This window comes from Emticicia sp. GW821-FHT11C11 (assembly GCF_058808615.1).
The window spans coordinates 1105028-1129299 of record NZ_JBXARV010000001.1; the positions used below are offsets into that span (position 1 = coordinate 1105028).

21 protein-coding genes are annotated in these 24272 nt (G+C 41.0%); 11 read left to right on the forward strand and 10 right to left on the reverse strand.

Annotated elements, in window-relative coordinates:
* Window positions 1–18: 18 nt before the first annotated feature.
* The 6 genes from AC1RRY_RS04640 to AC1RRY_RS04665 all read right to left on the reverse strand — a co-directional run bounded on the left by AC1RRY_RS04640 (window position 19) and on the right by AC1RRY_RS04665 (window position 5048).
* Window positions 19–471 (reverse strand): hypothetical protein, encoded by a 453-nt coding sequence (locus AC1RRY_RS04640; RefSeq protein WP_492817782.1) that lies wholly within the window; start codon window positions 469–471, stop codon window positions 19–21.
* A 77-nt stretch (window positions 472–548) separates the two neighbouring features.
* Window positions 549–2072 carry a hypothetical protein gene (locus tag AC1RRY_RS04645; RefSeq protein WP_492817781.1) on the reverse strand — a complete coding sequence of 508 codons (1524 nt, stop codon included), beginning with the start codon at window positions 2070–2072 and terminating at the stop codon, window positions 549–551.
* Window positions 2073–2108: 36 nt separating this feature from the next.
* The gene (locus AC1RRY_RS04650) at window positions 2109–2648 is read right to left on the reverse strand and encodes an RNA polymerase sigma factor (protein WP_492817780.1); all 540 of its coding nucleotides are present in this window, start codon (window positions 2646–2648) and stop codon (window positions 2109–2111) included.
* An 84-nt stretch (window positions 2649–2732) separates the two neighbouring features.
* Window positions 2733–4166: a PepSY-like domain-containing protein gene (locus tag AC1RRY_RS04655; protein ID WP_492817779.1), complete on the reverse strand. Its 1434-nt coding sequence runs from the start codon at window positions 4164–4166 to the stop codon at window positions 2733–2735.
* Window positions 4167–4244: 78 nt separating this feature from the next.
* Window positions 4245–4472 carry a DUF2905 domain-containing protein gene (locus tag AC1RRY_RS04660; RefSeq protein ID WP_492817778.1) on the reverse strand — a complete coding sequence of 76 codons (228 nt, stop codon included), beginning with the start codon at window positions 4470–4472 and terminating at the stop codon, window positions 4245–4247.
* Window positions 4473–4589: 117 nt separating this feature from the next.
* Window positions 4590–5048 (reverse strand): hypothetical protein, encoded by a 459-nt coding sequence (locus AC1RRY_RS04665; RefSeq protein WP_492817777.1) that lies wholly within the window; start codon window positions 5046–5048, stop codon window positions 4590–4592.
* A gap of 184 nt (window positions 5049–5232) precedes the next feature.
* Between AC1RRY_RS04665 and AC1RRY_RS04670 the strand changes: the two genes are divergently transcribed.
* On the forward strand, window positions 5233–5910 hold the full coding sequence (locus tag AC1RRY_RS04670) for an NUDIX domain-containing protein (RefSeq protein WP_492817776.1): 678 nt from the start codon (window positions 5233–5235) through the stop codon (window positions 5908–5910).
* A 60-nt stretch (window positions 5911–5970) separates the two neighbouring features.
* Here the strand turns inward: AC1RRY_RS04670 and AC1RRY_RS04675 are convergent, their stop codons facing one another.
* Complete coding sequence (locus tag AC1RRY_RS04675) at window positions 5971–7434, reverse strand: Gfo/Idh/MocA family protein (RefSeq protein ID WP_492817775.1); 1464 nt, start codon at window positions 7432–7434, stop codon at window positions 5971–5973.
* A gap of 448 nt (window positions 7435–7882) precedes the next feature.
* On the opposite strand from AC1RRY_RS04675, the gene hslU reads away from it, so the two are divergent.
* Window positions 7883–9277 (forward strand): ATP-dependent protease ATPase subunit HslU, encoded by a 1395-nt coding sequence (hslU, locus tag AC1RRY_RS04680; RefSeq protein WP_492817774.1) that lies wholly within the window; start codon window positions 7883–7885, stop codon window positions 9275–9277.
* A gap of 77 nt (window positions 9278–9354) precedes the next feature.
* Here the strand turns inward: hslU and AC1RRY_RS04685 are convergent, their stop codons facing one another.
* From AC1RRY_RS04685 to dnaG, 3 genes are all read right to left on the reverse strand, one after another.
* Entirely contained in the window at window positions 9355–10251 is an 897-nt protein-coding gene (locus AC1RRY_RS04685; protein WP_492817773.1) for a PE-PGRS family protein, read from the reverse strand.
* A 106-nt stretch (window positions 10252–10357) separates the two neighbouring features.
* Window positions 10358–10765, reverse strand: a complete 408-nt coding sequence (arfB, locus tag AC1RRY_RS04690) for an alternative ribosome rescue aminoacyl-tRNA hydrolase ArfB (protein WP_492817772.1) — start codon at window positions 10763–10765, stop codon at window positions 10358–10360.
* Window positions 10766–10777: 12 nt separating this feature from the next.
* Window positions 10778–12748 carry a DNA primase gene (gene dnaG / locus AC1RRY_RS04695; RefSeq protein WP_492817771.1) on the reverse strand — a complete coding sequence of 657 codons (1971 nt, stop codon included), beginning with the start codon at window positions 12746–12748 and terminating at the stop codon, window positions 10778–10780.
* Window positions 12749–12820: 72 nt separating this feature from the next.
* On the opposite strand from dnaG, the gene AC1RRY_RS04700 reads away from it, so the two are divergent.
* From AC1RRY_RS04700 to AC1RRY_RS04740, 9 genes are all read left to right on the forward strand, one after another.
* On the forward strand, window positions 12821–13432 hold the full coding sequence (locus AC1RRY_RS04700) for a trimeric intracellular cation channel family protein (RefSeq protein ID WP_492817770.1): 612 nt from the start codon (window positions 12821–12823) through the stop codon (window positions 13430–13432).
* A 134-nt stretch (window positions 13433–13566) separates the two neighbouring features.
* Window positions 13567–14034 (forward strand): hypothetical protein, encoded by a 468-nt coding sequence (locus tag AC1RRY_RS04705; RefSeq protein ID WP_492817769.1) that lies wholly within the window; start codon window positions 13567–13569, stop codon window positions 14032–14034.
* 233 nt (window positions 14035–14267) lie between these two features.
* Window positions 14268–15188 carry a hypothetical protein gene (locus AC1RRY_RS04710; RefSeq protein ID WP_492817768.1) on the forward strand — a complete coding sequence of 307 codons (921 nt, stop codon included), beginning with the start codon at window positions 14268–14270 and terminating at the stop codon, window positions 15186–15188.
* A gap of 74 nt (window positions 15189–15262) precedes the next feature.
* Window positions 15263–16801: a vanadium-dependent haloperoxidase gene (locus AC1RRY_RS04715; protein ID WP_492817767.1), complete on the forward strand. Its 1539-nt coding sequence runs from the start codon at window positions 15263–15265 to the stop codon at window positions 16799–16801.
* 45 nt (window positions 16802–16846) lie between these two features.
* Window positions 16847–17917 (forward strand): hypothetical protein, encoded by a 1071-nt coding sequence (locus AC1RRY_RS04720; RefSeq protein WP_492817766.1) that lies wholly within the window; start codon window positions 16847–16849, stop codon window positions 17915–17917.
* A 2-nt stretch (window positions 17918–17919) separates the two neighbouring features.
* Window positions 17920–18462: a carboxymuconolactone decarboxylase family protein gene (locus tag AC1RRY_RS04725; RefSeq protein ID WP_492817765.1), complete on the forward strand. Its 543-nt coding sequence runs from the start codon at window positions 17920–17922 to the stop codon at window positions 18460–18462.
* Window positions 18463–18561: 99 nt separating this feature from the next.
* Window positions 18562–19125 (forward strand): carboxymuconolactone decarboxylase family protein, encoded by a 564-nt coding sequence (locus AC1RRY_RS04730; protein ID WP_492817764.1) that lies wholly within the window; start codon window positions 18562–18564, stop codon window positions 19123–19125.
* Window positions 19126–19169: 44 nt separating this feature from the next.
* Entirely contained in the window at window positions 19170–21935 is a 2766-nt protein-coding gene (locus AC1RRY_RS04735) for a TonB-dependent receptor (RefSeq protein WP_492817763.1), read from the forward strand.
* A gap of 67 nt (window positions 21936–22002) precedes the next feature.
* Window positions 22003–24261, forward strand: a complete 2259-nt coding sequence (locus AC1RRY_RS04740; protein WP_492817762.1) for a CRTAC1 family protein — start codon at window positions 22003–22005, stop codon at window positions 24259–24261.
* The last annotated feature ends 11 nt before the right edge of the window (window positions 24262–24272 follow it).

A 24272-nucleotide genomic window follows, 5' to 3' on the forward strand; every position in this document is an offset into this window, starting at 1 on the left:
TTTCTTTTTTAAATATTGTTATAGCGTTGCATCAGATTTGGCTGAATCTGCCGGAGGTACTACTTTTTGCTGCGGGTGCGGAATCGGCAGGTTGGTAGGTACCTGAGGTTCTGCCAGAAACTCAACATCGGTAATGAAATACTTTGTATCGCCATTCCAGGGGAACTGGAAAAACTTTTCCTGAAATTTTAATGTAATGCGTTCTCCGGTCTTCAAGGCTTTTTGCAGTTTAGGAGTAACAGAGTCTAGCTTGCATGAAAAATCCCAATAGCGAGGTGTAAGTGAACCCGTTTCTCCAGAATACCCCCCTTCATTCAACACGCCTTCAAATGTTTTAAATATGTAACCCCTTTCACTGATTTTCGAAATAGTACCTGCCCGCTCACCTTTTGAATAATATCCTGCTGTAAGATAATAGGCTATTCCAATTACTAATAACAGAAGTATTATCAGAAAAATTCTCAGTTTCATTGTGGTATCATTTATATGAATTACTGATACAAATGAAATGATTTTTGGGAGAATTGAAAAATTATCAAATCATTTTATTAAATGAAATTGACCCGGATATTAAGCCCTATATTGTATGGCCGGATCTTCAGATAATTATTGGCGTCGGCAGATTGTGAAAGACTGTATCTGAATGATGGTTCGATCCACAGGGATTTCCCGCCTTTAATAGGATATGATACACCAATGGAAGCATTTACATAATAGCCAAAGTCTTTATTGGTAAGTACATGCACAGCCTCTGCTCCTGCGATGGCATATACCGCATTCTTCTTACGACTTACCAGATAAGCGTTGTCGAGCTTTAAACCCACTGTTTGAAGGAATTGTTTCTGCGAAACCAACTCTCCTATGCCTACCAGTGTATATGAGCCGTTGTCACCGGTTTGTACTTCATAGTCACCATTGTTGAGTTCATAATTAGCCCATTGTTGTAAACCTGTATAAGCTGCGGAAACTCCCATAGCAAATCGATTCGACAGGGGCTTCATAGCCCCTGCACGCAGTTGGATGCCCAACCGTTGATTGTCTATGGCATCCAGCCGACCTACCTGCTGAATGTAAGTATTCGTTTGTGGCAGGATGGTAAATGCCTGATAAGTCTGCAATGGCATCAGGCTTGCGTTAAAGACAATATCGCGGTGTACTCTTGGTTCTTTCTCCTGATACGGTTTTTCGATATTATAAGCAATGGCATTAAATGGCTTACGGATTGGTCTTTGATAAAAACCTTTCCCTTTTAATGTACCAGGTGTTTCGTTAGTGGCAGAAGTATTGGCCAATATCCCGGTTGATGGGCTGGCGTTCACCAATTCAGGCAGCTTGTCATTCTTAATTTCACTGTCTGCCTTACTCGCTGCTAACAAAACTTCTCCTTTTACTTGAGGCTGGTGCAAATCTGTTTTGTTTTGAGAGCTTGCACTTGAAATACCTCCTTTTTCTTTAGAAATAGAAGAAGCAACAGTATTATTCACTCCACCATCAATAGCATCGGTCTTTTGAGCAGACATTATTTCTGATGCCGGGCTTGTGACTTTGGTATTATTCTTAGCCTGATTTATAGCTGAGTTATTTGCTGATGGTTTCTTAGGTGTAGAATCGGCTGTTGTCAGTCTTGCAGTTTCACGGGTATTAAGTATCCACCACAAGCTACCCAAAAGTAGCACTATACCTGCTGCAATTCCGGCTCTGTAGAATACAGGAATGAAAATGCCTCTGCGGCGCTTTTTGGGCTGAACAGCTTCTTGTATTTTAAGCCAGCTGATGGCCTGTGGTTCGGCCTCATAATCTTTGAATTTCTCTACTAACTCAACACCCGCGCGGATTTTCTCCCACGATTCCTCCTGAGGTTCGGCTTCATACTCCTGCATTCTTTGGACAATGTCTATGCCAGCACGGATTTTCTCCCACGATTCCTCCTGTGGATTGGCCTCGTAATCCTGAAACATCTGAGAAAGCTGTATAGACGTACGAATCTTCTCCCATGATTCTTTCGTGGGTTCAGACTCATAGCTGTTGAATTTTTCTGACAGCTTTCTTTTTATTTCTTCTTCTGACTGCATATTGTATTCCCCGAGGGAATAAATTGAAAATTATTCTTAAACTGTTACGCCCATTTCAATGAGCTTCTTTCTTAAATGCACTTTGGCTCTTGATAACTGAGACTTTGAGGTGCCCTCTGAAATTCCCAGAATTTTGGCTATCTCATTGTGTTCGTAGCCATCAATCAGGTAAAGGTTTACAACCATTCTATATCCGTCTGAAAGTTCATTAATTATTGATACTATTTCTTCATGCCCTAATTGTGATATCGCACTTATATCTGAATTGCTGGTGTCTTCCAGCACATGGTAATCAACAAACTGTCTTTCGTTCGAATTTTGTCTGTAATGGTCGATGGCCGTTCTGATAACCAGCGATTTTACCCAATATTCAACCGACTCAGGTTTCTGCAAATCCTGAATCTTATTAAAAACTTTAATAAAGGCTTCCTGAAAAATATCTTCTGCCTCCATAACTGTGCGCGCATAACGACGACAAACACCCAGCAACCGACCTTTATATAAATTATAAAAGGCGGCCTGAGCTCTGGGATCGTTCCTTTGGCATCCAAGTACTAAGTCAATTTCACTGGGCATTCTAAAAGGGATTGCAGTGTTTCTAGTAATAACGTTTAAATAGGCTAGTATTAATTGCCCCGGTAATTGCTGTTTAAAAAGGGTTTATCCTTTTCGTGCAGCTACAAAATTGCTGTTGTCGTCAAAGCTTAGAATGTAAACATCACTGCCCACTTTAATGACAATTATATATGAAAACAATTGATTGTCAACGAAATTGATCATACCGGCCTGAAATACCCATGCCGGATAAAAAGTATTCAGATACTCTTTTATTTTACCTGTAACCTCATTTTCCTGCATAAATCTGGCTACAGCCTTGCCCGGACTTAATTTCAGCAGGCTTTCTACGAGGCTGATTATCCTGCCCTTGTCGTCAAAAGAATAGTTAAACACGAAGTTATCTCTGATAATAGCTACCCAGTAGATTTTCTTGTCTTTATCATTAATAAGCGAGGTCTGGATATAACTGAAGTCCTGATGTCTGTTTGTAAGAAAAGTGGTGATAGACTCAGGCAGGTCTTTTGGTTGAATGGCTTTTATTTCGTATTTCCCGCTTGATGCCCCCAATGGCCCACAAACCTGGCCGCCTCTGATAAAATCTCCTTTGGCGTCAAATTGTAATGAAAATTGCTTTTTGTCTGAAGTCACCAGAATAAAATACCCTTGTAATTGCCCATTTTCTGAAAACACAATACCGTTTTCGTATGCCCAATTGGCAAAATTCAGATTTAAACTGTTTTTAATGTATTGTGGTAAATCAGTTAATAGCAAAGGTCTGTATTCTAATTTGTTGAATGGCACGGCTATACCCAATGTGCCGGTTCTTAGTACATTGCCTTTCTCGTCAAACAAATATTCAAAACTTGTCAGGTCTTTTGATATTACTACCGAATACAACTTATTACTCGTCTGAACAGATACCGCCGCTTTTACGAAAGTGTAGCCCTGATGTTTAGAATTGAGATAAACCTTTATAGCGTCGGGCAAATCGTCTTCATCTATAAAATAGAATTTAGGAACTCCCGCTCCTGTACTTACCGGTTGTGGTTGGCCTGGCCTGTCGTTCGCAGCTACTAAAATCAAAGTACCAGTTGCGTCAAAGATTACTGCAACTTGCTTCCCATCAGTAAGTGTAATAATTACTTTATAGCCTATAACAGACCCACTATTGGGCGCCAGTTGTTGACATATATTTTTAATAACTGCACCCGGATAATTATTTGCCAGATACGTTTTGGCATTTTCAGGCAGTTGTATCGTGTTACTTATTTTATAGGCTTCAGTTATTTTGCCGACGTTATTGACAATGGCCGACATCCTGTCAACCCTGTTTTGAAAACTCGACTCCCATAGTCTGTCTTTTTCAAGGGTTGAGAATTTTATCTGGGTTGCTTCGGGGAATTCCTGTTTGATGGCGTTCACAGTTACCTGAGGTACGGCTTCGTTTAGATCAAGTGCCGGCTGAAGATCTTTCACGCTGTCGCAAGCTGAGAAAACCCAGCCTGCCAAAAGCAGGTATATGTAGCGTCTTTTCATCTTTTAGCGTTAATAATCTATTTACTTCATGTAACTGTTAATACAGACGAAACCAAATTTTATTTGGTTGCACGTTTATTACGATAAAAATTTCTTTACCAGCCAGATGATAAGATTCAGCAGCAAACTAAGCAGAATCATGGTTACGATAGGAAAATAAACACGGGTGTTGCTATTCTCATACCGGATATCGCCCGGCAACCGTCCCAACCAATGTAGCTTGTCGGCAAAGAAATATATAATAATACCGATTATGATAACGACACCGCCAATGATAATTATGTATTTTCCTGTGGTTTGATTCATGAAGTGATTGCGCTTTATTAAGCCAAATGCAATTGAAGTATTATTCTCTAACGGGCGTTCTGAGAACGCTTGACATAGCGATTAAATTTGAAATATTTAGCCGAAAAAGGCTTTTTATTATTTCAATTCAAACGGAACGGTTTTTTTGAACTCTTCAAAAATGTCTATTCTATCTAATATTTTATTTCCTATATGTTTGCCTTTAAAATCAATAAAGTAGCTTATTGTATAGTCTAGCTGTATATCTTTATCTGATTTTACATTTATTAGTTCCGTCTTATAAGAATATTTAGTTTCCAAAACTTTGATTTTATCTGTATCGAATTCATAGACTATTGTAGCTTTACCTGTTTCTCCAAAGATATTTGTAACGCTTTTAGTTATTTTGCCTTTTACATAATTTACTTTAGATTCTGCACCCTCCGTGCTAATGCCCTCTATGTCATATATAATCAGCGTGTCTCTTGAGATTGTATCGAAATTTGATTTGTTATTACTTCTCCCCATTTCTTGCTTATAAGTGGAATTGCAAGAAACGAATACAAGAGATAAACAAATTATTATATGGTTCAGCATTTTCTTATTGTTTTAAAATAGGAAGTCCTTTTTTGTCTTTTGATAAAGCTGTTTACCTCAATGTGATATATATCTTTAAGTCTTTATTAATGATAAGCATTTCCAATATTAATTATAATTGTGCATTTCCCTATACTCTCATTCATACACCCACTATTTTTGCAAAAAATATAAATACCCAAAAATGACAAACGAAAAACTTGAAGATGCACACAAATTTAAGATTTGGAAGAATAATCTGATAGCAAATGGTTTAAAAATCGACGGAATAGAACAACACTATACAAGATACCGCTATAATGGCGAAATCCTCTTTTCTCTGCTGATGCTTGATGCCGAAACGCCCGAGGGAGATAAAATACCACCTATCTGTTTTCTGAAAGGAGAAGTAGTGTGTGTATTGGTATGTTTGATTGATAAAAATACGAGAGAGAAATACCTGCTTCTGGTAAAGCAACGCCGCATTGCCGAAGGTGCCTTCACCTTCGAGCACCCGGCAGGTATGGTGGATGGAACTGTAACACCGTTGGTGATAGCGGTGCAGGAGGTAAAAGAAGAAACCGGACTATCAATTAGTACAGACCAACTGGTTGATGTAACACCACAGAAGCGGGTATTCCCCAGCACAGGCACCAGCGATGAAGCCATATACTTATATTATTGCGAGCTGGTGATGTCGGCCGAAGAGATTGCTGAACTGAACGAAAAAGAAATGGGCACAGACTATGAATTTGAGCGTATTACTACGCATATAGTTCCGTTTGCACAGGGGCATAAGCTGATCAATAACAGTAATGCGCTATTGCTTAATTATCTGTATCTGACCCGGGTGAAAGATTTCGAATTGATGGCTCAATTGTAATAAACAGAAAAACCTGCCTCGTAAGGCAGGTTTTTCTTCTATAAACAAAGCTGAAAAATCTTACACTAATTTCCAGCCTTCACGATATTGACGTTGTACAAACTGGTTGGCCTCATCAAAGTTAGTAATCTTCATGTTAGTACCATCCCAAAGTAGTTTCTTACGTCCGTCGTAGTTGAAACCGTTTTTACCGTTAGATTTACGCAGGTTATAGCTACGGATAGCCAGGTTACCCATCAATACTGTTTCAGTCAATGGGCCTGAGTAATCGAACGACGAAGAAAGACCTTTATGCTCTTTGCTGTTAAAGCCTTTTTTACAGGCTTCTGCCCATGACGCCTGGTGACCATGCTCTGGTAGCGGTTTCGCGTTAGGATCTTGTTTCGGAGTGATGTCTATCTTCTCACCGCTTTTCAGGTAAATCTTAGGAGTATTACCATAAGTACCGCAGGTCATTACACCTTTAGAGCCAATCATTAATACACCGTTGCTGCTATCAGCCTCAGCTAATGGTTCATCAGCCGGAATCCACTCAGGGTGGAACGGACGAATACCGCCGTCTGTCCAATACATAGTAACAGGTGAGTTATTACGTTTGGTAGCAGGGAATTTAATCTGAACACTTGATGACGGAGGGCAACCTTCAGGGTTATATTCAGGGCTCCAGTCTTTCAGGAATACCTGTCCAACGCTACATTCAATTTCAGTAGGGTATCCCAGACCTAATACTCTGAACGCAGGGTCAATCAAGTGACAACCCATATCGCCTAAAGCACCGGTTCCGAAATTCCACCAACCACGCCATTTGAATGGGTGATAAAGCGGGTGATAGTCAACCCATGAAGCAGTACCAACCCACAAATCCCAGTCTTGAGGAGTCATCGACTCAATCAACGGCGGTTTATCAGTCGGTGCGGGGCTGCCTTGTGGCCATACAGGGCGGTTTGTCCAGATGTGTACATCTTTTACCACTCCGATAGTGCCCTTATCAAGCCATTCCATCATTACTTTTTGTGTAGGGTTTGAGGCACCCTGGTTACCCATCTGAGTAACTACCTTGTATTTTCTTGCTGCTTCTGTTAGTTTACGGGCTTCGTAAATATCGTGTGTCAATGGTTTTTGAACATACACGTGTTTGCCCAATGACATGGCTGCCATAGCTGCCACCGCATGTTGATGGTCAGGAGTAGAGATTGTAACGGCATCAATATCTCCCTTCATTTCTTCCAACATTACTCTGTAATCTTTGTAACGCTTAGCGTTCGGGAATTTGTCAAGGCTGCCTTTGCAACGAGCCATGTCTACATCGCAAAGCGCAACAACATTGTTCACACCGTTGTTATAAGCGTTGGCAATATCAGAACCACCTTTACCGCCGGCACCAATAGCAGCAATATTAAGCTTATCGCTCGGTGCAAGAAAACCTTTACCTAATACATGACGAGGTACAATAAAGAATCCACCGGCGGCTACCGCACCGCTTTTAATAAAATCCCTTCTGTTCGTTGTCTTTTTGTTTTGCATTATCGAAGAGTTGAATAGTGAAAATTAGATTTAAAAAGTGTAGTAAAATCTAAGGAGATTCTACGATTTATTGAGTTTATTTTTTACGCTTGATATTGAGTTCAAACTTACAAAAAAAACTGTTTGCTTAATAAATTTTGTAAGATTTACATAAAAAATATTATTAAGTTCATAAATCATTGGTCTGTCTGCATCAATGAACTTCATAAGTACCAGTAATACTTTCTTTTATTGACAGAATACTATTGATTTGACACGAAAAATATTATTCAGAAGAACTTAATGACAGAATTACTCAGGCGCCAGATTGTAAAAAGGTATTCGTCTATCTCATTATCCACCTGTCATAAAAACAGAGGGCGAATTTGTTTTAGACCGAATGAAAACTAAATTTGCAACACTACGGTTAGATATTACAACAAACTTAATCACATAAAGCTTATCTTCAATGGCGAAAATAATAGGAAATCTTACCCCACAACAAATAGTTCAGGAACTCGATAAATATATTATTGGACAAAAGGATGCGAAAAGAAATGTAGCAATTGCGTTGAGGAATCGCTGGCGCCGGATGAACGCTAGCCAGGAAATGCAACCCGAGATAATTCCCAATAATATTCTGATGATAGGTAGCACCGGTGTTGGTAAAACAGAGATTGCCCGCAGGCTGGCCAAAATTGCCGATGCGCCGTTTACCAAGGTGGAAGCCTCAAAGTTTACAGAAGTAGGTTACGTAGGTCGTGATTGCGAAAGTATGGTAAGAGACCTGGTGGAGCAGTCTGTCAATATGGTAAGAGCCGCCAAAAAAGAAGAAGTAAAAGCCAGAGCGCTTGATACCGTAGAAGATACATTATTGGATATTCTGATTCCGCCGGTAAAGGATAAAAAAGAAGTAGGGTTCTCGATGGAGACAAGAAAACAGGAAACAGAAGAGAATACCGAGCACCTGTTGAACGAAAAAACGCGTGAGGCATTCAGAGAAAAACTGAAAAACGGCGACCTTGACCACCGGAAGATAGAAATTGATGTGCAAACCAACGGTATGCCTAATATTGGTGTAATGGGTGGGCCAATAGATGATGTTTCGATGATGAACCTGCAGGACATGATAGGAGGGATGATGCCCAAAAAAGGCAAGAAACGAAAGGTGAGTATTGCCGAAGCGAGAAAAATACTGTTGGACGAGGAAGCCGCGAAATTAATAGATATGGATGAGGTAAAAGACGAGGCCATCTGGAAAGCAGAGAATCTGGGGATTATTTTCATAGATGAAATAGATAAAATTGCTTCGTCAAGTGGCAAGTCCGGAGGGCCGGATGTAAGTCGTGAAGGTGTGCAACGAGATTTGTTACCCATTGTAGAAGGAAGCACCGTCAATACCAAACACGGCTCGGTCAAAACAGACCATATACTTTTTGTGGCGGCAGGGGCTTTTCATGTAGCTAAGCCATCAGATTTGATTCCTGAGTTACAGGGGCGTTTCCCGATAAGAGTTGAATTGGAAAGCCTGACAGAAGAGAATTTCTTTCAGATTCTGCAGACTCCGAAAAATGCTTTAACAAAACAATATGAAGCCATGCTTGAAGCCGAGGGAGTAAGCCTGAGTTTTGATACCGAAGCACTCAGAGAGATTGCCCGCATAGCTTTTCATGCCAATAGCGAAGTGGAGAATATAGGTGCAAGAAGACTGCAAACAGTTATGAGTCATTTGCTGAACGAAATCATGTTTGATGTACCCGATAAAATAGGGGCAAATGCAAAAATTATTATTACAAAAGAAACGGTTAACGAGCGATTATCTGGCTTGGTGAAAAATAAAGATTTGAGCCAGTTTATTCTTTAGTAAATAGTTTGACTATTATAAAACAAAGCGCCACTATCATTATATATAAGATAGTGGCGCTTTGTTTTGAAAAGCATTTATTTTTTCTTGGCAAAATAATACAAATAGGAAGTAGCCGATTGACCATCCGGCCGCTCACTATTGGTAAAATACCCCTTACCATCTTTATCAAAGCAAAAACCTTCACCTTGGGGTTCTTTTACATAAGGCAATAGTTTATCTCTTGTGCGCGAAAGCGTTTGAGGTATCGTTTCACCTTCTTTTCTGTACCAATAATATAAAACATCATAGTTTCTTATTACAATTTCTTTTCCATCCGGCGATATCCCCCCGCTTGTAATAACCAGATAGGGCATGCTTTGAATAAACTCAGCCGTTTGTATCTGTGAAACCGATTGCGGATATGGCAGCTTATAAAGGCGCACGTTAAATTCCCGCTTGGAAACAATGTAAATGTCCTTAGTGGCAGGGTCAATCAATATACATTCTGCATCCCTGCTGCCATCAGGATATTGAAAAGCGATACGGTCATAATTTGCGAAAGGCTGCAAAGATTGTGGTTCAATAAAACGATAGATATAGTATTTGTTATCATATACTGCCAGATTATCGCCAATATCTGCCAGATAAATATAGTTCTGGCCGCTTTCAGGGCCGGGTCCTATAGAAATATCTTCCCAGTCGCGGTTAGGGAATGGCATTGCGATGCTTCCTTTATATTGCCCCAGATGAGAGAATAAATAGATGTTGTTCGGATTGTCGCCGTCTTCCTGCACCCATACATTGCCCGGCATGCTGCGGCTGTCGCACACGCCCGACGCCTCATTTGCAATATTATTAGGTAATACACCCATAGTAGGAACATCTTCATATTCCGGAAGCAATATTGGTTGTGGGGAAGGGTCTGGCTTATTGAACCAGTCGCAAGAACTTAAAAAGAGGGCAATAAAGAAGTAAATGATTATTTTTTTCATTCGGTGGTTGTCTGAATTTTTTCAAGGAAAAAGAATCAGTCTTTAGGATATTGGTTGTGAATCATATTTAATCCCCTGCACAATTACCGCGGGAATTTTCCAGGCTTTAATATTCTATCTTCAGATTTCTGGTTGCTTTCTTTTCTGAGTCAATTTTTTTCGACTTCAATCTCTTTTCAACTGCCGTTCCCGTAGGTTTGGTGGCAAGTCTCTTTTTAGGTTGGTGCAATGCTTTTTCAATAACCTTATAAAACTTCTGAACGGCCAACTCTTTATTTTGCAACTGGCTGCGTTTTTCCTGTACACTAATCAATAAGACCGATTCTTGCACCAGTTGGTTGTAAAGCTTTTCCAGAAGTCTTTGTTTTTGAGCTTCTGTCAGTAGGTTCGATGTTGCAATATTGAATCGCAGTTCTACTCTGGTTTCAACTTTATTTACGTTTTGCCCGCCGGGTCCACTACTTCTGGAGGTAGCAAACTCAAATTCAGGCGAAAAATCTATATCTTTTATCATGGCTTGAATGTATTACCCCTGCACGACTGTACCAAGCAAGGCTGCAATTTTTTTTATCACATCTTTCAGTTCCATCATTTTCATCAGAATCTGTTCCTGTGTTTCAAACGATTCGGTAATGATAAGTTCATTGTTGAGTTTCTCCATATCAGCTTCGAAACGACTCTTCTTCAGCCTGAGTATATTGGTATAGGCCATTTCAGACAATTTATCGCTTTCCAGAGGTACGAATATTTCAAACTTTTCCCAGTTCTCGCTCAATTGATGCGGCGAAGACAGCCAGTTAATACTTTGCGCCTGAATGGCGGTATCCTGATGGCTGGTGAAATAGGAAGAGGTGAGTATTTCACCTCTTTGATGAAATTCCTGACACAGGTTAAGTATTTTCTGGTACGATGGCGTTTCAAATGCTATATCGCGTATTTCGTTAAAAATGTAATCTGCCAGCGTAAAATCAATATTCTCTGCTTCGTTTCTTTCAAGTACATGGTTGCCATAGCAAACCAGTAGCCTTACACATTCTTCTTCATGATAAGAAATTACACTTCGTTGAACCTTTTTGTCAGTCTCTTCAAAACCCTGAATCTGATCTGGCGTAGGAAGCACCGATACATTAATATCATCTAGCGGATTCGTTCTTTGCTGTCTTTGTCGGTCTCTTTCAGAATCGTGTCTTTTCTTCTGAAATATCTTATTGCCCTCGGTGATCAGAATGTGCTCATCAATACTTAATAAAGAAGCCACCTCTTTGTAAAATACCGAACGCTTGATGGAATCGGGTATTTTAGAAATAGTTTCTACCAGTTCTTTTATGAGTTCTGCCCGTCTGATAGGATCATTGCCTACATCTTTGAGCGAAATCTCGGTTTTGAAACGTATAAAATCCTTTTGGGTATTTTTTACGTAGTCTTTAAAAGCCTGGCTGCCTACTTTCTGAACAAAGCTGTCGGGGTCGTCTCCATCCGGAAAAACCACTGCTTTCACATTCAGTCCTTCTTCCAGAATAATATCTATCCCACGTAGTGAGGCCTTTATACCGGCGGCATCGCCGTCATATAAAACAGTAATGTTATCTGTAAACCGTCTGATTAACTGAATCTGTTCTTTGGTAAGAGAAGTGCCCGACGAAGCCACTACGTTTTCAATCCCGGCCTGATTCAGCGAAACCACATCTGTATAACCTTCAACCAGATAACAGTTCTCTTCCTGTCTGACGGGATTCTTGGCTTGTGCTATACCATATACTATAAAGCTTTTGTGGTAAACGGCCGTCTCGGGCGAGTTCAGGTATTTCGGAGAATTCGGGTCTTTTTTCAGAATCCTTGCTCCGAAAGCGATGGGTTTGCCTGCTATATTATGAATCGGGAAAATCACCCGGCCTCTGAAACGGTCAATCGGTTCTTTGCCTTCTTTGAGAATACTCAATCCTGCTTTTTCAAGAATATCAAGCGAGAATCCGTTTTTGAGCGCATGTTTGGTAAATGTATCTCTGCCGTCCGGGCTGTAACCCAGGTCAAACTTTTTGATAGTCTGGTGATTAAAACCCCGCTCTTTAAAATAACTCTGGCCTATGCTTTCTCCTTCGGGTGTTTTCCAGAGTTGGTCCTGATAATATTTACTGGCGAATTCTAAGGCTATGAAGAGACTTTCCTTTTCGTTCTGTGTTTGCTGCTCTTCACTCGTGTATTCTTTTTCTGCTACTTCAATACCGTATTTCTTAGCCAGATGCTTGAGCGCTTCAGGGTAGCCAATGCCTTCAATATCCATCACAAACCTTACCGAATCACCGGCTTTACCACAACCAAAGCACTTGTAGATACCTTTAGACGGAGACACTGAAAACGAAGGGGTCTTTTCGTTATGAAAAGGGCAGCAGGCTATCATGTTTGCTCCCCGTTTTTTGAGAGAAACATAATCACCCACCACTTCTACAATATCTGCGGCCTGAATGATTTGCTGAACGGTATCCTGATCTATGCGCATGCAGCTAATTTAATAGAAAACGTAAAATTGACGTTTTTACTCTTATTTTTGTTCCAAAACTAATAAAAACTGATGGAATTTTTCACTTTTATTAATATTGGAGGAACAATAGCCTTTGCTGCATCGGGTACTTTGGCTGCCATGCGCAAAAATCTGGATATTTTTGGCCTGCTGGTAGTTGCCTTTGTTACTTCTGTTGGCGGAGGGACCATCCGTGACATGTTGATAGGGCATTTGCCTGTGAGGTGGATACTGGATTCGTCCATTATTGTGCTCATTGCCGTTGTGGCTATGGTTACTGTTGTTTTCAGAAGTAAAATTGATCATTTAGATAAAACACTTACTTTCTTTGATTCGCTTGGGTTAGGTTTCTTTGCACTTCGGGGTATACAAGAGGGCATAGCCGTGCAGTTGAATATACCATCGTGCATTATTTTAGGAACCATTACTGCCTGCTTTGGCGGAGTTATAAGAGATATTGTGTTGAACGAAATTCCGGCGCTTTTCAGAACAGGTCAATTATATGCTACTGTTTGTATTATAGGAGGCAGCTTATTCTTTCTGCTTCAACGGCTAAACCTCTCTGCCGAGTTAATTGATACCATAACAGTATTAAGCATTTTCGGCATACGAACATGGGCTATTAAGAAAAATATTTCTTTGCCAAAAATTAATAAAATGTAAAATGTTGTTGGAAAACTTCAATTTATTTAATTAATTTGTTGCATGAACGAAAATTACTACTGAAAAGAGTCGCGTCCATATCTCTCTTAATATTACTGGTTTGTAATATGCTGGGCTCAACATTTGTCTTGATAATGGACAAATGGCAAGAGCAACGCATGGTGCAACCCAATGTGTTTTTTGAAGAAAACGGAGAGCATTTGGTTATGAAAGTTCCGATGGCTATTCCTTATCTGGCCAGTTGGAGCGAATCAGAAGAAACCGATGGTCTGATTATCTTCAAAGGTGACTTTTTTCGTACTTATCAGCGCAAATTTGAAAGCGATACCCTCTACACGTATTGCAAAAAAGAAAATGCCAGCCGCGAAAATGTTTTCAGTCTGTTGCAACAGGTAAAAAAACATGTGAATGACGAACCAACCAGCCCCGGCAAAAAAGCGCTTAATTTCTTTAAGAATCTTACTAAAGATTATACTCAGTTCAACAGTAGTACTATTGTCTACTTTTGGGTTGAAGACCTCCCGTTAAAAATCTACACATATCAGGAAATTATTCCTGCCGCAACGTTATTAATACATTCCCCCCCCCCGGATTTAGTATAAAATAAATCTTTTCTACTTTTTTATCATTTGGATACGACGCATTATGCATTTTTCAGGCCAATTGATGAATAAATCCGCTAAATCAACACTCTTTTTGTTGTGAGTTGCCATAGTTAAACTCAATGCCTGTGTAAAGACCAATAATCTGTTGCATAAGCTTTAGTTGAGTAGCTGAATAACTCCATCAATTTACATTGAGACTGTTTTTAACTAATAACTTTACTATTTTAAAAATGAAATTACTCTACAAGTTTATACTTGTGCTGGTATGTGGTGCTGTTTTCAATGCTCATGCACAAATGCCTCATGATGCGATCTATATGAACAAAAATTCTATTTGTATAGCTGCAACTTATACAAATAGCCAGTGGAATGAATATTGGGAGAATACGTTTAAACGTGAAAATTTTAATATTGGTACCCACACTACACAGAGTGTTATGCCAATGATAGCTTACGGGATTACAAAAAAATTGAATGTTCTTGCCGGAGTACCCTATGTATGGACAAAAACCAGCGCGGGGAATCTGATGGGACAAAAAGGTGTGCAGGATTTATCTGTATGGTTAAAATATAACCTTGTTCAATCGGCCAACGGTCTGTCGCTACATGGGGTAGTGGGTGGTTCATTACCGGTTAGTAACTACGTACCTGATTTCCTGCCGATGTCAATTGGTTTAAAATCCAAAACAGCTTCAGCACGTTTAATTGCTCACTATAAACATACTTCTGGTTTTTACATTACTGCTCATGGAACTTACGTTTTCCGCAGTAATATAAAATTAGATAGAGATGCGTATCAGGCAGATGACAGAGTATACAATACCAATGAAGTAAAAATGCCGAATGCTACTGATGTAGCCGCTCGTGCAGGTTACTACAAAAAAGGTATTCAGGCAGAACTTTTCATTGATAAGAATACCTGTGTTGGTGGTGACTACATCCGTAGAAACGATATGCCTTTCCCGACTAATAACATGAAGTCGACGGGTGTAGGGTTTTATGGAAAATATCAACCTAAAAACATTGGGTTTACCGTAATGGTAAGAAGAGTAATAGCCGGTGAAAACGTGGGTCAGTCCACTGCTGTTTCAGCAGGTTTCTTGTATCAGATTAATTTCAAAAGTAAAGCTGAGCAGGCGTCAAAAAAATAAAAATTGTAGAAAAGATTAATCACAGAAAATAGGCTTTCCCGGGCAGTTCAGAATGTTGAATACGGGGCTGTAATATGAAAAAAATACATTTATCACTTATACTTTTATTAGCTTTCAGTTTGGTTGTTTCATCTTGTAACAAAGATTTGGAAGAACCACTGAGAGAGGCGTACATTCCGACAAAGCTGGATGAAAAGGGCGGTACATGGAAAACCTACATGCTCGCAAGTGCAGAGGAATTCCCTGTGGCAGAACCAAAAGCAGCCGGTTCGGCAGAGTATCAGGCAGAAATTGCCAAATTGAAAACCACGGTATCGACCATCACTCCTGAGAACAAAAAGGCAATAGCCTATTGGGGAGCAGGTGCCGTATATCGCTGGAATGAAATAGCGCGCGAATTAGCTGCCCGCTATAATATTCCTCCGGCTTCAAATGCAGAAGGCAAGTATCCTGTACCTGATGCAGCCAACCCATTGGCTGATCCTAAGTTTCCCTTTGCCAATCCCCCTTATACATCACGTGCTTTAGCTTACTTAAGTGTAGCACAATATGATGCACTGGTAGCGACGTGGAATTACAAATTCAAGTATAACCGTAAGGCGCCGTCTAAGACAGATGCGGCGGTTTCTACCTTATTGCCTGTTTCTGAATTGCCTTCGTATCCATCTGAAGATGCAGTTGTTGCAGCCGCTTCGTATACCATATTAGTAGCGATGTTTCCGGGTGAAGTGCCTTTGTTGGACGCCAAACTGGCTGAAGCAAAAAATGCTCGTATCTGGGGCGGAATGAACGTAGATTCAGATATTTCGGCTGGCGAAACGCTTGGTAAAGCAGTAGCAGGTAAGGTAATGACCAGAGCAAGAGCCGACGGAATGGGAGCTGCGAATAACCAGGCGGTGAACGCTGCGGCAATTGCTAATGCTAAAGCACAGGGCTTAAAATCAGAATGGTTAAGTCAGGAGCTTCCGGCTCGCCCGCCTATGTTACCAAATTATGGTGCGGTGTTACCCTGGAATTTTGACAAGGCCACTATGATAGCTATGCGCCCAGGCCCACCGCCGGCATTGGATAGTGATGCGTTTAAAAAAGATCTTGATGAACTAAAAGCGATAGATAAAAAGCAGACACGCGAACAGGCACGTATTGCCAATTACTGGGCTGACGGTGCCGGAAGTTACACACCTCCGGGTCACTGGCACAGAGCGGCTGCTAATTTGTGTTTCCAGAATAAATACAGCGAATTGGCTACTGCCCGTACTTTAGCCTTGCTTGGTACCGCTGAAATGGATGCCGCTATTGCTTGTTGGGACGTTAAGAACTACTATTACTATCCTCGTCCGCAGCAGTTTGGTGTAAAAACCTCAGTAGGTTTACCTAACTTCCAGTCTTACACCTCGGGGCACTCTACTTTTTCGGGAGCTGCAGCATTTGTATTGGGTTCAATCTTCCCGTCTGAAGCTGAAAAGTTGACTGCGATGGCGCAGGAAGCTTCTAATTCAAGAGTCTATGGATTAATTCATTATCGCTTTGATTGTTCAGTTGGTTTGGACCACGGTAAAAAAATCGGCCAGTATGCGATTGCCCGTGGTAAGGCAGATGGTTCAGGGCTATAATCCTGATGCGGTTAGATTTAATCAGACTTAATTAACGTATTATCAATGAAAAAAATATATTGTTTTTTCTCGTTAGCTATGCTATTGGGAACAATCGAGGGCTTTTCGCAGGGTTGTATCGCTGTGCGCCACATGGCGTCAACAACGGGGAATCCCAACAGCACTGCATCAATGATGAAAGGCGGGCAGTTTCAGTTCACAGCAGCCTATCGTTATTTGCATTCGTTCCGTCACTTTGTGGGAACCGAAGAGCAAAAAGAACGCATTGAAAACGGAACTCAGGTAGTTAACTTCTCTCATGCTTTTGATTTTGGCTTGAGTTATGCGGTGAATCCGCGTCTGAGTTTTGCCTTGAATGTACCACTCATTGATAATGACCGTTCGTCGCTTTATGAGCACTATGGTAATTCTGTTGAGGCAAATCCTGAGCAGAAGCGTTTCCATACGTATTCAAAAGGAGTAGGCGATATGCGTGTTTCGGCTACTTATTGGTTATTCAATCCGGCTACCCATATCAAAGGAAACCTGGCTATCGGAGTTGGAATTAAAGCGCCAACAGGCGATGCCAATGTGCAGGGAGACTTCCATAAATTGGACAAAAACAAAAAAGAATACATTCAACGCAAAGCCCTTGACCAGTCAATGCAATTGGGCGATAGCGGCTGGGGATATAGCATTGAGGTGCAAGGTTACCAGTCTGTATTCAAAAATGCCTCTGTCTACTATAACGGGTTTTACATGTTCAGTCCTAAAACAGTCAATCCTGCTACAGGGTTTTCAGTGCCCGACCAGTTTGCAGGTCGTGCGGGTCTGAGCTATTCAGTTCTACCTAAACAAGGAATCTCATTTGCACTGGGCGGCAGAGTAGAAGGTTTACCTGCTATTGACCGTATCGGCAATAGCGAAGGCAACCGACGCCCGGGCTACATCGTTTCAATCGAACCAAGTGTTATACTGAATACGCATCACCATTCTTTTATTTTTGGTGTACCGTATGCAGTTGTTCGTAATCGTATCAAATCGTGGAGCGACATGCAAGACCCGGCGGGTAAAAAACATGGCGATGCTGCATTTGCTGATTATCTGATTACGGCAACCTACGCTTATCGATTCTGATTATGGCGCATATCAAATTGTTGAATGAGGAGCTTCCGGGTATTTCCGGACTTCTGACCAATAATCCTCGTACAGCCGCACCGCTATTAAATTTAGCGGAAACCCTGTTACGCGGGCCGTCTACTTTAACAAGTGGTGAGCGCGAATTGATTGCTTCTTATGTTTCGCACCTGAATAACTGCCATTTTTGCCATACATCTCATGGCGCAGCGGCAGCAGCACATTTAGGCTGTGATTTGAATATAATAGATGATATCAAACAAAATTTTGCCCAAACAGAGATTTCTCCCAAATTGAGAGCTTTGCTGAACATTGCCGCCCAGGTTCAAAAAGGTGGCAGGCATGTATCGGAAGCAGAGATTGAAGCAGCTCGGAAAGAGGGAGCAACCGATGAAGAAATTCATGATTCGGTATTGATTGCGGCAGCATTTTGTATGTTTAATCGCTATGTGGACGGCTTAGGCACGTGGGCTCCGAAAGAAAACGAAGCTTATCGTGAAATGGGAGAGAAAATGGCCTTTTTAGGTTATAATCGACCTCGCTAAGAGAAACAGATTTGTTCTGTTCGTTTTTCCCTGATTTTCAATTTATCATCACTGACATCGGTTAAAAGCAACCGGTCATCATTGTTATTGTCTAAAATTATGCCTCATATATCACTTCCTGACCATTTGCCCGGCATTACGGGTCTATTGGAGTTCAGCCAGGATACCGCAGCGCCTATTCGTGAACTGACACAGATTCTGTTGAGAGGTGACAGTTCATTGACTCAGGGCGAAAGAGAGTTAATAGCCACCATAGTATCGCACAATAATGAGTGCCGGTTCTGCACGGCTGCGCACACTGCAGCGGCTGACAGACTATTAGGCGAATCTGAAACCTGCGAATTGGTAAAGCATGATTTAGAGAATGCTCCGGTAAGTGATAAAATGAAAGCCTTATTGACCATTGCAAAAATGGTTCAGAAAAGCGGAAAAAGCGTTACACCAGAAGCCATAGCCAATGCCAAAACGCAAGGAGCTACAGATATGGAAATACATGATACTGTACTCATTGCCGCACTTTTTTGTCTATACAACCGCTATGTTGACGGCCTGGCAAGTGTCACACCAAGCGACCCCTCATTTTATCAGTATTTAGGTGAAAGAATAGTTAACCATGGCTATACACGTTTGCCGCAAGGCTACAACCATCTGAAGAAAGATTAAGATCACAATTAATGAATCTAATTCTATTTTAACCAGGCTTTATAATGAAAAATATTTTTACCTGTATAATCTCATTACTGTTTATTTCAGCAAGTGTATTTGCCCAGAAAAGTGTTATTACGGGCAAAATTACAGATGCTGAAAATCAAAAACCACTCATTGGTGTTTCGGTTTCCCTGAAAGGGAAAGTAGCAGGAACTATCACTAATGCCAATGGTAATTTTGAGCTGAGTACTACAATTCCGACTACACTCGTCATCTCTATGGTAGGGTATGAGCGTCAGGAAATAACTGTCTCGAGCGAATCTCCATTGAACATTTCATTAAAAGCCGCGGCTGAAGACCTGAACCAGGTAGTAGTATCGGCTTCAAGAATTGAAGAGAGCATTCTGCGGTCGCCGGTAAGCATCGAAAAGATGGACGCAAGAAGTATCCAGCAATCTCCTTCTGCTAATTTCTACGATGCTTTGCTCAACATGAAATCAATTGACCTGGTGACCAGTAGCTTAACTTACAAACAAATTAATACCCGTGGGTTTAATACAACCGGCAACAGCCGCTTTTTACAATTGGTTGACGGTGTAGATAACCAGTCTGCCGGGCTAGGCTTTGCCATGGGTAACCTTCATGGTCCGCATGATATTGACGTAGAAAGCACTGAATTGATACCCGGTGCTGCTTCAGCTTTGTATGGCCCTATTGCTTTCAACGGAATGCTGCAGGTACGTACTAAAAACCCATTTGATTATCAGGGCTTAAGTGCGCAAACCAAATTTGGAGTAAACCATTTGAATGATGGTACAGGCTTTGGCGCTAAGCCGTTCTACGATCTGGCTGTTCGTTATGCCAAAGCGTACAAAAACAAGTTTGCATTTAAAGTAAACCTGGCGTATCTGACAGGTACTGATTGGTACGCCAATGATTATACAGATATTGACCCGAATACACCTGTGGCTAACCGTGGGCCGAATAACCCCGGTAAAAATGCTTTGAATATTTATGGCGATGAAGTAGCGCAGACAATTGAAGGTATTGGTCGTGTATCAAGAACCGGTTATGAAGAAAAAGACGTAGCACAATACGGTGTTTATAGCTTTAAAATGAATGCCGCATTACATTACCGTATTACCGACAATCTGGAAGCCATCTATCAGGCTAATTACAGCCAGGGTATTGCACAATACACAGGTAGTAACCGTTTTGTGATTAATAACTTTCACCTGATGCAACATCGTCTGGAGTTGAAGGGTAGCAATTTTTATGTAAGAGCCTATTCAAATCAGGAAGATTCGGAAGATTCGTATAACAGCCGCTCTTTAGGCCAGTTGATTAACCGCTTGTGGGTAAAAGACCTGAGTGGTAATACTGTAGCACCCGGACAAGCCGATGCTGCATGGTTTCAACGTTATTCGGCTGCCTACAAAGGTACCGTTAATGGGGTAAGCGGCCAAAATCATACAGCGGCACGCGCTTTTGCTGACCAGGGAAGATTGTTGCCGGGTACAGCCGCATTTGATGCAGCCAGAGACCAGCTGATTCATACACAAGGTTTAAGTGGTGCAGGTATTTTCAGCCGTTGCGGTTTGAAACACATCGAAGGTATGTATGATTTCAGCCAATTGTTGAAAGTTGTGAATGTGCAGGTAGGTGCCAACTACAGAAAGTATTATCTGGATACACAAGGAACCTTATTTGATGATAAAGGCAAAAACCTGACAAACGACGAATTCGGTGCGTTTATTCAGGCTTCAAAATCTTTGTTGAGTAATAAGTTGAAAATTACTCTATCGGGCCGTTACGACAAAAATGAGAACTTCGATGGTCGTATGACTCCAAGAGCTTCAGCGGTATTCTCTCCGAACGATAACAACCACTTCAGAGCATCGTATCAGACAGGTTTCCGTAATCCTGTTATCGGTGATCAGTACATTAAACTGAATGTTGGGCCAATTATTATTCTTGGTGGTGCACCTGTTAACTCTGTCGGCATGAACGCCTACGAAAACTCTTTCACTGCAGCTTCGGTAGGAGCATTTGCCAGTGCAGCAGGAGCACAGTTAGGCCAGGGAGTTCCGTTCCCGACTGCCATTGCAAACAACAAAGACAAACTGGTGAAATCGAACGTGCCATATATTAAGCCTGAAAAAGTGCAGAGTTTTGAGGTGGGATATAAAGGTGTATTCAGCCAGAAAGTATTATTTGATATCAATTATTACTACAGCCAGTATAAAGACTTCATTATTAACACTGTGGTTATCCGCCCTGATAATAATGTTCTCTTACCAGACGGCTCTATTAACCCTGCTGCTGCGGGCGATATTCTGGGCGGTAAAACGCAGGCGTTCCAGCTATATACCAATGCTGCCGATAAGGTGTCAATACAAGGGGTGAGCGCAGGCTTATCTTATTTATTCCCTAAAAGCTACCGCTTGAATACCAACGTTACCTGGATCGATTTCAATCTGATGGATGCAGATCCGAGTAATATTCCGGCGTTCAATACACCTACATGGAAAACCAATGTGGTGTTCGGTAACCCTAAACTGACAGATAAATTAGGCTTTAATGTAGCATGGCACTGGCAAAGTGCTTTTGACTGGTACGGCACGTTTACTGCGATGTATCCGGGCAAAATCAACGCGTATAGCTTGTTAGATGCACAGGTGAGTTACAAAGTGCCAAGCATCAAATCGGTTATCAAGTTAGGAGCTTCAAACCTTACTAACAAATACATAGTACAAGCTTATGGCTCACCTGCTGTTGGCGGATTGTATTACGTTAGTCTGAACTTTGATGAATTATTGCGATAAATTCAGAAATGGGGTACACCGGTGAGAACTTGTGTATCCCACAATAATCATATTAAAATACTTAACAATGAAACTTTTACAAATAGCATCGCGCAAATTGAAATATTGGGTTTTGTTCTTAATCAGTCCGATTGTTTTTTCTTGTGGAAGTGATGGAAGTGAGAAGATGGTTAAGGTATTAGCACAAATTCATAAAGATAATTTTAAAAAAACAAATCCGTTTTACCCACAAGCTGAAATTGCTTTTTATGACTCGATTGAGGCCATTTCTAATGGGGACCCTTACAAGAGCTTCATTACAGATTTTTATAAAGCCAATTCTTACTTAAAAAATGGTGAAGAATTAAAAGCTGTGACCTTACTAGAGAAAATTATGCCTGTGGCTTTAACGAAATTTCAGGGGAATGCTGATAGAACCCTGATAAGTCTGGGAATTGCCAATTTGAGATTGGCTGAACGCCAGAATTGCGTGAATAATCATACGGCAGAATCTTGCGTTATTCCGATTGTGAATAGTGGCATACATAAACAAAAAACGGGTTCGCGCAGAGCCATTGAGGTGTATCAGGCAATTCTTTCAAGAAACCCTACCGATTATGAATCGCAATGGTTGCTGAATATGGCCTATATGACGATAGGCGAATATCCGGATAAAGTACCTGCTCAATTTCTGATTCCGAATCTGGACAAGGATATGTCGGGCATAGCTGTAAAACCTTTTGTTGATGTGGCGCCTGATCTACATCTGAACACAAAGAATAAAGCAGGCGGTACTATTCTTGAAGACTTCAATAATGACGGGTATCTCGACATCGTTAATTCTGACATGGGACTGGACGGGTCTATGCACTATTTTAAAAACAATGCCGATAATACGTTCACTGACGTATCAGAAAAATCAGGACTGTCGAAATTCAAGGGTGGATTGAATATTATACAGACCGATTACAACAACGATGGTTTTATGGACATCTTTGTTTTGAGAGGAGCCTGGATGCCTGACCCATTTGGTCAGCAACCTAATTCTTTACTTAAAAATAACGGTAACGGAACCTTTAGCGATGTAACGGTAGAAAGCGGATTGTTTTCGTTGCACCCAACCCAGGCAGGCGTATGGAGAGATTTCAATAACGATGGCTGGCTGGATTTATTCATAGGCAATGAAACTGCTAATATGGGCGTGATGCACGGCTGCGAATTGTATATAAACAATAAAAACGGCACGTTTACCGATATAACCATTGATGCCGGATGCGATATAAATTTGTTTATAAAAGGAGTAACAGCCGGTGACTACGATAACGACGGCTGGCAGGATATATTTATCTCGACGCATCAGGAAACTAAAGTGCTTCTGAAAAATAAGGGTATACAGAAAAATGGTAAAATAAAATTTGAAGATGTTACGCAGGCTGCAGGTTTAAGTGAATTGAAACATTTCACCTTCCCGACCTGGTTCTGGGATTACGATAACGATGGCTGGCTCGACATATTTGTTTGCGGATACCAAGTTGACCGCTCGATGGCATACTCAGTTGCTACTGATGCATTGGGCATACCAAACAGAGGAAGTAAAATGTATCTGTTCAGAAACAATCATGATGGCACGTTTAAAGATGTATCGATAGAAACAGGTATCAGCCATAGCGTTTTTGCAATGGGCTCTAACTTTGGAGATATTGATAATGACGGTTTTTTAGACATGTATCTGGGCACGGGCAATCCTGATTACCAGTCGCTGGTTCCGAATAAATTGTTCAAGAATATAGAAGGGAAAAGATTTGCTGACGTAACCATTTCAGCACGTGTAGGTAACCTTCAAAAGGGTCATGCGGTAGGTATTTCTGATCTTGATAATGATGGAGACCAGGATATTTTCATTGAAGTAGGAGGGGCTTATCCGGGCGATGCTTATAATAATTCACTGTACCTGAACCCCGGGCAGAACAATAACCGTTGGCTGAAACTGAAACTGGAGGGGAAAACCAGTAACCGTCTGGCAATTGGTGCAAGAATTAAAGTTACTTTCAAAGAAAATGGTGTCCGTCGTTCAGTTTACCGTGACGTGTACTCAGGAGGTAGCTTCGGTTCGTCATCATTAAGAGGAGAAATCGGCATAGGTCAGGCTACCATGATTGATGAAGTTTCTATTACATGGCCGGGCACTAATGAAAAACAGACTTTCAGAAATATAAAGCCTAACCAGTTCCTTAAAATTACAGAGGGTAGCAATGATATGGAAGAAATTAGTATCAAAACCCTTAATTTTGAAGGAAAAAATAAAGAAATACCTATTTGTATTACGCCTGAGGTGAAGGCAATTTAATGGCTTATGCT